At 59.3% G+C, this 11,945-nt stretch carries 12 protein-coding genes; 8 read left to right on the top strand and 4 right to left on the bottom strand.

The window, feature by feature from the left end; translation table 11 throughout:
* The first annotated feature begins 78 nt into the window (after window positions 1–78).
* Window positions 79–900 carry a hypothetical protein gene (locus LT970_RS14435; RefSeq protein WP_232688917.1) on the top strand — a complete coding sequence of 274 codons (822 nt, stop codon included), beginning with the start codon at window positions 79–81 and terminating at the stop codon, window positions 898–900.
* Here LT970_RS14435 and LT970_RS14440 read toward each other — a convergent pair.
* A complete protein-coding gene (locus LT970_RS14440) occupies window positions 847–1,446 on the bottom strand; it encodes an ArsR/SmtB family transcription factor (RefSeq protein ID WP_232688918.1) in 600 nt (199 codons plus the stop codon). The two genes, LT970_RS14435 and LT970_RS14440, sit on opposite strands and share 54 nt — an antisense overlap.
* Window positions 1,447–1,579: 133 nt before the next feature.
* Between LT970_RS14440 and LT970_RS14445 the strand changes: the two genes are divergently transcribed.
* Window positions 1,580–3,868, top strand: a complete 2,289-nt coding sequence (locus LT970_RS14445) for a heavy metal translocating P-type ATPase (RefSeq protein WP_232688919.1) — start codon at window positions 1,580–1,582, stop codon at window positions 3,866–3,868.
* On the opposite strand, the gene LT970_RS14450 is transcribed toward LT970_RS14445, so the two are convergent.
* Entirely contained in the window at window positions 3,865–4,071 is a 207-nt protein-coding gene (locus LT970_RS14450; RefSeq protein ID WP_232688920.1) for a heavy-metal-associated domain-containing protein, read from the bottom strand. The genes LT970_RS14445 and LT970_RS14450 overlap by 4 nt on opposite strands.
* A 259-nt stretch (window positions 4,072–4,330) precedes the next feature.
* On the opposite strand from LT970_RS14450, the gene LT970_RS14455 reads away from it, so the two are divergent.
* The 4 genes from LT970_RS14455 to LT970_RS14470 all read left to right on the top strand — a co-directional run bounded on the left by LT970_RS14455 (window position 4,331) and on the right by LT970_RS14470 (window position 7,698).
* Window positions 4,331–5,332 (top strand): DUF6610 family protein, encoded by a 1,002-nt coding sequence (locus LT970_RS14455; RefSeq protein ID WP_232688921.1) that lies wholly within the window; start codon window positions 4,331–4,333, stop codon window positions 5,330–5,332.
* Window positions 5,333–5,405: 73 nt separating this feature from the next.
* A complete protein-coding gene (locus tag LT970_RS14460) occupies window positions 5,406–5,753 on the top strand; it encodes a DUF8013 domain-containing protein (protein ID WP_232689000.1) in 348 nt (115 codons plus the stop codon).
* A gap of 87 nt (window positions 5,754–5,840) precedes the next feature.
* Window positions 5,841–6,770 (top strand): ArdC-like ssDNA-binding domain-containing protein, encoded by a 930-nt coding sequence (locus LT970_RS14465; RefSeq protein WP_232688922.1) that lies wholly within the window; start codon window positions 5,841–5,843, stop codon window positions 6,768–6,770.
* Between the two features lie 112 nt (window positions 6,771–6,882).
* Window positions 6,883–7,698 (top strand): hypothetical protein, encoded by an 816-nt coding sequence (locus LT970_RS14470; protein ID WP_232688923.1) that lies wholly within the window; start codon window positions 6,883–6,885, stop codon window positions 7,696–7,698.
* Window positions 7,699–7,711: 13 nt separating this feature from the next.
* On the opposite strand, the gene LT970_RS14475 is transcribed toward LT970_RS14470, so the two are convergent.
* Both LT970_RS14475 and LT970_RS14480 read right to left on the bottom strand, forming a co-directional pair.
* Window positions 7,712–8,515 carry a DUF6036 family nucleotidyltransferase gene (locus LT970_RS14475; RefSeq protein WP_232688924.1) on the bottom strand — a complete coding sequence of 268 codons (804 nt, stop codon included), beginning with the start codon at window positions 8,513–8,515 and terminating at the stop codon, window positions 7,712–7,714.
* Window positions 8,512–9,438 (bottom strand): helix-turn-helix transcriptional regulator, encoded by a 927-nt coding sequence (locus tag LT970_RS14480; RefSeq protein WP_232688925.1) that lies wholly within the window; start codon window positions 9,436–9,438, stop codon window positions 8,512–8,514. The genes LT970_RS14475 and LT970_RS14480 overlap by 4 nt, the downstream gene beginning before the upstream one ends.
* Window positions 9,439–9,577: 139 nt before the next feature.
* Between LT970_RS14480 and LT970_RS14485 the strand changes: the two genes are divergently transcribed.
* Together LT970_RS14485 and orc4 are read left to right on the top strand one after the other, a co-directional pair.
* On the top strand, window positions 9,578–9,901 hold the full coding sequence (locus LT970_RS14485) for a DUF6788 family protein (RefSeq protein ID WP_232688926.1): 324 nt from the start codon (window positions 9,578–9,580) through the stop codon (window positions 9,899–9,901).
* Window positions 9,902–10,667: 766 nt separating this feature from the next.
* A complete protein-coding gene (orc4, locus tag LT970_RS14490; RefSeq protein ID WP_232688927.1) occupies window positions 10,668–11,900 on the top strand; it encodes a DNA replication protein Orc4 in 1,233 nt (410 codons plus the stop codon).
* Window positions 11,901–11,945: the final 45 nt, after the last annotated feature.

The raw sequence follows: 11,945 nt of genomic DNA on the forward strand, positions 1-11,945 counted from the left end.
TTGAGCCCTCGATTATTACGGAATTCCCGTTTCAGTCTTAACAATCGCTATACAGCGCGACGATATATGGACTGGTGAATGCTACAGGGCGAGGCGTTTCCACTGTTGGTCGGCGCGATTGCGCTTGGATTCGTGCACGGCATCGAACCCGGACACGGATGGCCGGTCGCTGCGAGCTATGCGCTCGATCAATCCAATAAGTGGCTCTACGGACTCGCCGCCAGCTCCCTCATCGGTATCGGACACCTTATCAGCAGTCTGGCAATGGTCGGCGTGTTCTTCTACGCGAAATCGTACTTCCAGCTGACTCAGGTGAACGAGCCGATCTCGATCCTCGGCGGCATCGCCATTGGCGGCCCGGTGAGCATCGTCGCGGGTATCTTACTCATCGGTCTCGGAATTCGAGAGTACACGCACGGCCACTCTCATAATCACGAGCATGACCACGATCACGAGCACGATGAGCATGCAGAGGGCCAGTCGGCCCAGCACGACCACGCCACGTCTCCGGTGCAGGAACACACTTCGGATGGATTCGTTGCACGGGTGAAAGCTCGGCTTGGAGGAATCGGAGGACATTCTCACGAGCACGGGGCGAAGCCAGCTGATGACGCCGACCGGGGACTGTTCGGAATTGCCTGGTTCGCGTTCGTACTCGGGTTCGCTCACGAGGAGGAGTTCGAAATTATCGGACTCTGCGCTGGCTCAACGTACTGTCTGCAATTGATGACTGCGTATGCGCTGACGGTCATCGTCGGGATCGTCGGGTTGACGATGCTGCTCATCGCTGGCTACCAGGAGTATGAGGAAACGGTCGAAAAGTACACACCGTACCTTCCGCTATTCTCAGCGACCGTCCTCGTCATCATGGGACTCGGATTCATCGTCGGCTTGTTCTAAGTCAGGACGTAGCGCCTCCAGCGTCTCACCCTCTGTTAGGTCGATGAGCGCGCGGTTCAGCAATTCCCGGATGACGAACTCCTCGTAGTGCTGTGTTGCACAGTACTCGCACGGCTTCATCTCCCGTGCAACCGCTTCGATGTCGTCGCCGTGTTCCTCATAGAGCATCTCTACGAGGTTCGTTAGCTCCGCTGTCGCCGTTTCTTGCGCCCCAGCGAGCGTCTCCTCAGCGTCCTCTGGAAGGTCGTAGGAGAAAATGCGGGTGTTCGATTTGTAGTATTTCTGCGTGCCACCGCCAGCTTCCTCCAGTCGCGCTATTTCGACCATCCCCGCGTCCTTCAGGACGTTTACGTGATGGCGCACCGTCGTCTCGGCCTTCTCCTCGCCGCGATGGTCTAGCTCGTCGTGAATCTCCTCGATGGTCATCTCCTTTTCAGCGAGCATATCGATGATCTTCGCTCGTACGTCGTTCTCCAGTGCTTTCGCCTTCTCCGGATCTGTCGTCACAACCTCGCGAATCGGCACGTCAGATTCGAGTAGAGCCATTTTCTTAGGAGTGTATAGACGCACGACGACAGTAAGAGTATCGCCACTCAGCCAGCAGTGATATAATGAATTGAAAACCGCTATAATATTTGTCGTAATGGTTTTTAGCGTCGCGCAGCAAGCTACTACCACGATGGGAACGACACAGAACCAATTCAACGTCGGGGGGATGTCCTGCTCGTTCTGCGCCGAGAGTATCAAGAAGGCATACAACCGGACCGACGGCGTCGAAGACGTCGACGTGAGCCTCGCCCACGAAGAGGTACTCGTCCGCTACGACAACGAGACGCTGAGCGAGGTCGAACTCAAGGATACGCTTCGCGACCTCGGGTACACGATCCGCGACCCGGACAAAGAAAAACGGTTCGAGGAACAGCAGGCAGAGCTCACCAACGGGAAACGTCGACTCCTGCTCGCCGGCGGTGCATCCATCGGTACTGCCGGATTGATGCTGTGGATGATCTTCGTGATGGGGCGGTTCGAATCGACATCGCTCGCGATGAATCTCGTTACCCTCGGCCTCGCACTCGGCACGATGTTCGGCCCTGGCCGCTACATCCTCGAGAAGGCGTACAACAGCCTTCGAAGGCGCATCTTCAACCAGCACGTCCTGCTGGAGGCCGGCGCGTTCGCGGGCCTCTTTGGGGGCTTTCTCGGTCTGTTCGTCTTCCCCGGGTTCCCGACTGTCCACTTCTTCGCCGTCTCCGTCTTCATCACCACCTATCACATCCTCTCAGAATACACCAGTCTCCTCGTCCGAACGCGGGCATCCCAGGCAGTACAGAGCCTCCTCGACCTTCGGCCGGACACCGCCCGTCGCGTCACCGACGACGGTGCTGTCGAAGAACTCGCTATCGACGACCTCGAAGTCGGTGCCCATGTGCGCGTTAAACCCGGCGAGACAATCCCCATCGACGGCGCGGTCGTCGACGGAGAGTCGACGGTCGACGAGTCGGTCGCGACTGGCGAGTCCATCCCCGAGGAGAAACAGTCGGGCGATGAGGTGATCGGTGGGAGCATCAACGAGACCGGGACGCTCCTGGTGGAAGTAACCGCCACCGGCGAGGATGCGTTCCTGAATCAGGTGGCCCGCGAAATCGAGCAAGCGCGCGCGATGAAGCCCGGCATTATCCAGCTCGCCGACCGCGTTCTCAAGTACTTCGTTCCCGGCGTGCTGACGATCGCCGTCCTCTCGTTCCTGTTCTGGATTCTCGTGCCGGCAGTGGTTCCCGGCACGATCCTCGGCACGGGCCCACAGGTACAGACCGGAGCCTTCGCCGCGCTCGCGGTGCTCGTCCTCGGGTATCCGTGTGCGCTCGGCATGGCGACACCGCTGGCCCTGATTCGCGGCGGCGGCAAGGCCGCGAACCGGGGCATCCTGATGCGTAGTAGCGACGCCTTCCAGATTTTCCCGGACGTCGACCACGTCGTCCTCGACAAGACGGGGACCATCACGGTTGGGACGCCCGCAGTCTCCGAGGTCGTGGCACTCGAGAGTGACGAAAGTGAGGTGGTCGCGACGGCGGCAGGCGCGGAGGCGTTCAGCGAACATCCCCTCGCCGACGCCATCCTCGAGTACGCCGACGAACGCGGCGTCGAGTACGCAGATCCCAAATCGTTCGAGTCGGTGACCGGCAAGGGTGTGACGGCGACAGTCGACGGGGATGATGTGCGGGTCGGCAAACCAGACTGGCTTACGACAGAGGGCATCGACCTCTCAGCGGCCACCGACGAGATTGAGCGCCTCCAGCATCGGGGCCTCACTGTATCGGGCATCGCTCGTAATGGTACTCTCGTCGGCCTCGTCGGAATCGGTGACGAGATCAAGGCCGACGCCGCAGCGACAATCGAGCGGATGACCGACGCAGGGATTACCCCGGTAATGATCACCGGAGACAACGAGCGCACCGCCGAGGCGGTCGCGGCTGAGGTAGGTATCGACCAGGTAATGGCCGACGTCCTGCCGAACGAGAAGCGTGACGAGATCGGCCGTCTCCAACACGAAGGGCATCGTGTAGCGATGGTCGGTGACGGGATCAACGATGCGCCTGCCCTCACGCAAGCCGATATTGGGATCGCCATCGGTGCAGGCACCGACATCGCCATCGAGAGCGCGGACATTGTCCTGATGGGCGACCGCCTCGGCGGCGTGATGGATGCCTACGAAATCGGGACGGAAAGCTACCGGAAGACGCGTCAGAACCTGCTAGCGGCGTTCACGTTCAACGGGGTCGGCGTCGCCGCCGCGACGACCGGACTGATCCATCCGGTGTTCGCGATGATCGCGATGGTACTGTCAGTAACGGCCGTCCTCGCCAACAGTTTCGGTGGCCAACTGCTCGCCGGCGAGGGCGTCAACACCGACTTCACCGTTGATGGGGAAAACACAGCAATCGGACAGGAGGATGAGGCAACCGTCTAGGCCGTGACGTCGTAGCCAGCGTCTCGAATCGCTGTATTGAGGTCGTCGTCTGCGGTGTTCTCGTCGACGACGATCTCCACAGAATCTCCCTTGTGGTCGGCCTCGACGCGAGTGACACCCTCGATCGTTTTGAGCGCGTTCTCGACGTTCTGCTCACAGCCGTTGCAGGACATCCCGGTGACCGCAATCGTTTTTCGCTCCATATCTAGGTGCTACACGCTCCGGCGGCAAGACCATTACGGTAACAATGATATCGGTATAATACAGTTAGAAAGGGGGCCGAGAAACGAGTTCTCGTCGTGGAAGGTAACTGAGTTACAAGAAGACCAGGAGTAAGCGCCCACGTTAACCAACACAATCATCGTCTCGTCTGCCGCCGTTGGTTAATAGCAGCCTTCAGAGCGGTTTTTCGCCCCCTGAGAGGGTGCGGGCGGCCAGATGTGGCCGCGCCAGGCCCTACTCATGTCACTTGATATCAGCACTAGCAGCAGCACTGCGCGAGAGATTGCCGCTGCCAGACAAGCCGACGTCGTGGCGTTCCTGCACCGAGTTCCGTTCGCGTTGGACGCCTTGAAGTTCGACTTTCTTCCTGGCTTTCGGGAAGACTGTGGCTATCAGCAGACCCAGTTTCAGCACTTGGACATCCCCGTCGGGATGCTCGATAATGATTTTCGAAATCCCGATCTTGACCGGTACGTCTCCCGATTTTTCGAACACGAGCCCCGAGTTGGTGTGATCGGGGATGCATACGAACCCGACGAGGTCGATGAGTACGTAGCCGCTGCTCGCGAGATCCAGGCGAGCTATCCCGATGCAGAACTCGTTATCGTTCCCAAGTGTCGAGAGGTGATTCACACGATTCCCGACGACCTCATCCTCGGCTATTCGCGCGGGTACGCCGACCGATTGGCCCACGAATTCTCCGAACCGACTGACTGGCGTGGCCAGCGCGTCCACATCCTCGGTGGAAGCCCACCCAAACAACTTGACGTCATCCGGCAACTGACTCGACCGACGCTCACGGACGAACCACCCGCCGACATCGTCGGCCTCGATTGGAACGGCCTGCATCGCGGGGCGCAGTTCGGGGAGTTCTGGACAGCTGATGGCTGGGACGACAGCGGTCGCGACGCTGACCATGTTACAGTTCGCAAGACTGTCCGGCACAGCCTCGGTCGTATTCGGGGGTTCTGGAAGGCACACGGCGTCTGGCCTGAGTCGACGCCGCAGGAGAACGGCATTCACATCGAGTACGAGGGACCGTCACCAAGCGATCTCGACAGTGCTACCTGTACTGAATGTGGCGCAAACGTCTGGATGACCCGGCGCAGCCCCTACATCGCTGAGTACGATACGGGCGAGATCTGTGGCTACTGCAGCTATGATTGCTACTTCGCGCATCGTCATCGGAACAATCTCGAGGAGTTCGCCGGCGAGCAGAGCGTGTACCTCCCGCCCGCGTGACGCCACGAGCAGTTTTTTCGCGCCCGGAGAGGGCGAAGGCTCGATGGAGAGCCTTCACACACAGGTGAACTTCGTGAGTCAACAACAGAGTGCCAACAACATCTCGATCGACGACATTCCAATCGATATTGCAAACACGCAATCAGGGAAGGTCGATTCCGCCGAAGTTCCTGAGGAGATCCGGTCGATCACTCGTAGGCTTGCAAGCGAACAGCCACCGACGAATCCGCTCGTCGTGTTGAAGGCTGCTCGTTGGTGGTACATCCACGGAACGGGCGGTACCGACCCTGCGTTCCGGTGGGCTATCGAGTGGGCGCGACACCTCGCGACCGACACGCCCAGCGACGTTGAACAGTTCGATGAGTTCCTCGAGTACCTCGTGGCGGTCGGCTTCGCTGACGAGAAGGCCGTCCTCCGGTGACCGCCGCCGCGAGTTTTTTATGCGCCCCGAAGGGGTGCGGCGCGATCTGAACTGACGCAGTCGCCGTGAACGCGATTTACTGAAAACATGGCTACGACCAGTGACTCATCGGTCTCGTTCAAGGAGACCGACACGCGACACGACGAGATGCACAGTACCATCGAAGCGTGGATCGACGACCTCGTCGACCACGTCGACGATGCGCAGGCCAGCGATGAATTCCAGGAGTGGCTCGACGTCCAGAGTCGGTTCCACGACTACTCCCACCGAAACACCCTCCTCATCAATCTTCAGTGTCCCGAGGCGACGAAGGTCGCGGGGTACAACACCTGGCGGAATGAGTTCGACCGGCACGTCCAGGAAGGCGAGTCAGCCATCTGGATTTGGGCCCCGATCATCACCAAGCAGTGTCCTGAATGCGAGAACTCGCCTAGCTACCACGAGCAAAGTGACTGTGAATACGACGAAACGTCGCCGGACGAGTGGTCGAAAGGGCTTGTCGGCTTCAAACCCACGTCTGTCTTCGACGTGTCCCAGACCGAAGGTGAGCCGATCCCCGAACTGGAAACCGAGGCAACTGGGGACGCCGACGATCTCGTGCCTACACTCACGGACGCAGCCGCTGATATCGGCGTGACGGTCCGTATCGTCGACGCTGCCGAGTGGGAGCATGGCGACGCAAAGGGCGTCTGCAAATACCGGAGTACGCGTGATCTCCAACCAGTCGTCGAGGCGAAAGCCCGCACGAATCAGGCTGATCTCGCCGTGACACTCATCCACGAGTACGCCCACGCACTCCTCCACGCAGACGTCACCGACGAGGCTGAACGGGCGAAACGCGAGGTCGAAGCGGAAGCCGTCGCGTACATCGTCGGGCGGTATTTCGATCTGGATACGAGCGGATCCGCGTTCTACGTGGCCGCGTGGCAGGGCGATGAGCCGGACGTGATTCAGGATCGTCTCGGTCGGATCAGTTCGACGGCTCAGGAAATCATCGGGAAGATTGTCGAAGACTGAATCAGCGTTCATTCAAACTTAACCAACAATCGGGTGTAATCCGCTCTATTTGTTGGTTAAGTTTATCATCGCCCGCCGAGGGGCGGAGGCGCATTCCCGTCTCCACTAAACCATGATTGACCAGTATCTGACCGTCATCCTCGAGGAGGCGGAACGAGTTGCAGAACAGCACGACCAAATCGCCCGGCCGACAGACCACCCTGCACACGAGTATCTTCGGTACGCCATCCTCCGGGTACTCGAAGGCGAGCCTGATGCGACACCAAGAACCGTGCCGCAGATCGATGGCCTGACTGTCGGCTACGGGACGGACGAAGCAATGTTCGACAGTTGGGGCTCCAGCGAAGACTGGTGGGAGACCATCCCGCCGCAAGAAGCGTGTACCCGCTTCCGGGTGTTCTTCCCGGACGACCACGAGACAGTTCCACGGACCATCGTCGACGTGATGGCCGCGCTCGGTGCCTGGCGAGTCTGGACCGGCAGCGCGGCCGCGTGTGGATCCTACGACCATCGCGAGCGTCGCGAAGTCCACTACCTCTGGCCGGAAAGCCATCCGGTCGAGGAGCTGCTCCACGAGCGACTCGCTGGCCCTACGGAAGCCGTCGCCCCGGACGGTGGCCGAACCGGCGACGTCCGCGACCGGCTGGTCGTCGACGATGACCCACAGCTACAGGACGACCTCGAACCACGTACCCAGCGCGCCGTCAGCGAAGCGATGGACGTCTCGCTCCTCTCGAAAGGTGGCCGCTACGAGGTGCAGTCCGCGTCCGGAAACAGGTACGAAGTCGACGTCATCGACGAGTCGTGTACCTGTCCCGACTGGCAGCAGCGCTCACCCGAAGGTGGCTGCAAGCATCTGCGTCGCGTGGATCACGAAATCAAACAGGGACGTGTTCCCCGACCAGATGGGCGACTTCCCTCACCGTAGGGTGGCGACCGGACTACTCCACGGGACGGACTGTGTCGCCATCCCTGTGGACCCGGTCGAACGTTGAGAGATACGCGATCCGGTCGTCAACCTCGTCGGTATCCAACTCCAATTCGGCGACCAGTTCGTTGACGGTCATCGGTTCGTCGAGTGCCTGGAGGACTTCGAGCCCGCGGTAGTATCGGTTCGTCAGCTCTTGGATGCGGTCCTCGATCGGTGTGGTCACCCCGTACCGCTCCTCAAGCTCGACCAGGGCTTCATTCGCAAAGGTGGCGAACTGGTCGTCGCCGAGCCGATCGATCTGGGCTTCGAGTTCATCTCGGACGACGTCGTAGTTGAGGCCAGCCTGCACGAGCATATTCATGTCCTCGATGTCGTCGTCACGGCCCGCAATCAGTTTGAACAGGAAGATATCCTCGTTGCTGACCAGCCGGACCGTCAATCGGTCGGTCGCGAGGAACGGCTCGCTTCGGTCGCGCATCCCCTCGGTCAGCACGAGCTTGTTCGCGACCTGCTGGTTGAAGATGTCGAGGCGGCAGCCATCGTCATTCTCGACGCAGCTGGTCGCACCCAGCGCCCGATAATCGGCGTCCAGCGACTGTACCTCGGCATACCCGAGGTCCATCAGGACAGCCCACAGCTGGCCGTACGCGTCGCCATCCGGGACGACCAGGTCGATATCTTTCGTCGCCCCCTTGAGGTCGCGCAGCGACATCGCGCCACCACCGATCAGGTAGACCGTGAGCGGTTCAGACAGCCCGTCCCCGATTCGCTGGAATTCGTTCTCGATGTATTCGCGTCCGAATGTTGGTCTCATGGTGATAGTGGCACCTCGTAATCAGCCGCCAGCTCCTGGAACTCGTCCCACTCCGGGAGCCGCTCGTCATCAACCTCGCCGTGCGTCTCGAGGTAGAGCAGCAAGGCGTCGATTTCGTCTTCGAGGCCATACTTCACCGCCTGCTCTCGGAGATCCTCCTCGTCGACGTCGACGTGGCTGAGCAGGAGGAGACAGTACGAGCGGTGGCGGCTGCCGTCGTCGATCAAGAGGGCGTGACAGCAGAGCTCCGCCGGCGAGACTGCGTCGAGTTCCTCGGAGTAGACGTAGTAGCGGTGGCCGGTAAGTAGGAACTGGAGGTCGAAGGCCGCGAACCGAGCGAGGCCGGTTTCGTGGAACGCCTCCGCGTCGATCTCCCTCTCGGTCTGTGTGAGGAATTCGTCGTAATCCTCCCAGAGAATCGTCCCCTTTGGGGCGACGGCTTCGAGGCGTTGGCGATGCAGATGGTGTGCGAGTTCACGTGCGAACTCGTGGAGGCGGTCGAAATCGGCGTTGAAGTCATTGCGGCCGTCGGCCGTCCCGACGAGACCACGGTCACGAAACCGCTTGAGGACGCGGTTGACCGTGTTACGGTAGTTGTCGCTCCGGTCGGCGATCTCGGAGACGGTTCGCGGCTGGTCGAGGTAGTACAGCACCTCGAGTGCCTTCCCGGTCAGCAGCTCTGGGAACTCGATGTGGGAGTGCTGGCGGACAAGGTCCCGATAGAGTTCGACGGCGCGAGCATCCGACGGGACGACTCGTTTTCGCCGCCCGTCGCGTTCCGTGTAGACGAGTCCCTTTTCGACGAGGTCGCCGACGGCACGAGAGAGGTAACTCTCGCTGTGGTCGAGCTTCGTCGCGAGCTCGGAGATCGTGTCGCCGCGGTCGACCGTGGCGAGTACCTCGAGTTCGATACGCCGGAGCACGGTGTAACATTGTACGAAACTACTATATAAAGAAGTTTCGAGTAGTGTTGCAGACAGAGAGGAACAAGAGCTTGCTCCATCGTCTTAACCAACAAAACTATGGATAGAGAGTTCGTGTTGGTTAACACGGAGAGAGTCGATGTCCTACGAACCACCGTCCCCACCGGCAAACCTCCCGACGGAGATCGTCGACGCCCTCAGCGAAGCCACACCGGAGCATCTTCGGGACGCTGCCAGCTACGCCGAGGCGTTGGCCGAACACAAGGAGCGTGAAGCTCGTCTTGAGGAGGAAGCGGACGACGCCGACGTCGAGGAGCGCCCCGATGACCTTCCGGACGACGTGCCGGCGAAGGCGACGATCACGATCAAAGAAATCAACGACAACCGCTACTACTACTGGCAGTGGCGGGAAGGAGATTCGGTGACGTCGAAGTACAAAGGGCCGGTGAATCCCGACGAGTAGACTAGATGGAACTGTAGCCTGATGTTCTTTTCAGTACCATTAGAGACGAAGCAGACGGCACCCCCCAGAGTGTGAATGGGATCGGTTTGCCCAACATCCCTCAGTGTGAATGGGTCCGGTCAACCCGGACGAGTAAAACTCGAAGAGGGAGGACACCCACCCCACGTTTCCGTCGTAACTGGATGTCGGTGGAGGGGGTGAAGCTGATTTCGAAGGGATCACACCCCCCGCGTTTCCGTCGTTTCTCCACGACGGAGTAGGGAGAGGCTACGATTAGTACTATGCAGCTGCTAATCATGTTGGCCTAGAAGCAACCTAGAGATGAACTAACTTCTGCAACACATAGATTAAAGTAGTATAGCTGAGAAACGTTCATTAAGTGTACTTCTGCCAAGGAGGGGCGAAGTACTTCGCCCTCTCAGATGAAACAACCCTTTCCAGCCATTTCTATAGACGGCTAGCTATGGACGGCTAGGCCGCTTTTGTCTTGGGTATCTCGTCGTGGACGTCTTCTTCGAAGTCCCTCCCCACCTGTTCAGTGATTACGACGGAAACGTAGGGTGTGTGTGTTCGGAATTCGAGATCGAGGCGACGCTTCCGTCTTCGGGTTTCCTACCTCACGTCGGAAACGCGGCTATATTGTCAGCAATCCAATTCCACCGAATTAGGGCATTTTCCTGCTGATATCGGACAAGGAACGTCGGAAACGTAGGGTGGTGTCCTCCACTAGATTTATACTCCCCCCGCTCACACCGTGTGATATTCAATGACGCCCGACTCTTCACCCAGTTCTGTCGACGACCCACTCTTTGAATCGGGGCATCGTATCTTCGCGAACAAGGATCTCCTGAAAATCGGCCACGTTCCGGAGGCTGACCGAATCGTCGGTCGCGACGAGGAAATCTCGAAGCTCGCGAAACGTCTCAATGGTGCTGTCCACGGGTACTCTCCGGAAAACGTGATGATCTACGGGAAAACTGGGACCGGTAAATCTCTCGTTTCAAAACACGTCTGTCAACGAGCTCAAAATGCCGCTCAGGATGACGTCGAGATTGGAACAGCGTATATCGACTGTGCTGAAGACAATACCGAGACCCAAGCAATCTCCTCACTTGCCGCGAAGCTGAACGATGAACCTTCGACTGGAATCACCGTCCCCCATACCGGCCTCAGTACGTCGAAATACTACAAACTCCTCTGGAAGACGCTCGACGCTCAATTCGATTCTGTGATCATCATCCTGGATGAGATCGACTTGATGAACGACGACAGCGTGCTGATGAAGCTCTCGCGCGCTGAGGAGGCGGGGAAAATCGACTGTAGCGTCGGTGTCATCGCGATCAGCAACAAGATCCAGTACGTCGACAACGTGAACGAGCGCGTGAAAAGCAGCTTCCAGCACAAGGAGCTGTTCTTCAAGCCATACGACGCCAACCAGCTCCGGGAGATCATGTTCAACCGCGAGGACGCCTTCCAGGACGACGTCCTTTCCGAGGACGTGATTCCGCTCTCGGCTGCCTTCGCCGCGCAGGAACACGGCGATGCTCGGAAGGCGATCGATATTCTTCGCCACGCCGGGGAGGTCGGCTACGAGGCCGGGGCAGAGCAAGTGACGGAGGACCACGTCCGCCAGGCACAGCAACACGCCGAAAAGGATCGGTTCAGAGAACTCGTGAACGGCGCACCCACGCAGGCGAAGGCGGCGTTGCTGGCGCTCACGGAACTGAGTGTCAACAGCAACGACGATGCTTTCCTCACGAGTCGGGTGTACGACCAGTACGAACGGATCTGCAACCATCTCGATATGGACATCCTCTCCGTCCGCCGGTTCCGCGACATCCTGAAAGAGCAAGCCTTCCTCGGAGTTGTCGAAATCGAGAAGATTAACAAGGGGAGTGCCGGCGGCATCCACCTCCAGAACCGACTCATCGAGGACCCCCAGGTCGTCCGCGAAACGATCCTCGAAGACAGCCGGATGCAGGACTGGACTCGCGAGTAGAAACCTCCTACTACAGAGTGGGTACGGACGACGGAAATCTGGGGT

Source organism: Halobacterium zhouii (assembly GCF_021249405.1).
In the GTDB taxonomy this organism is placed as follows: domain Archaea; phylum Halobacteriota; class Halobacteria; order Halobacteriales; family Halobacteriaceae; genus Halobacterium; species Halobacterium zhouii.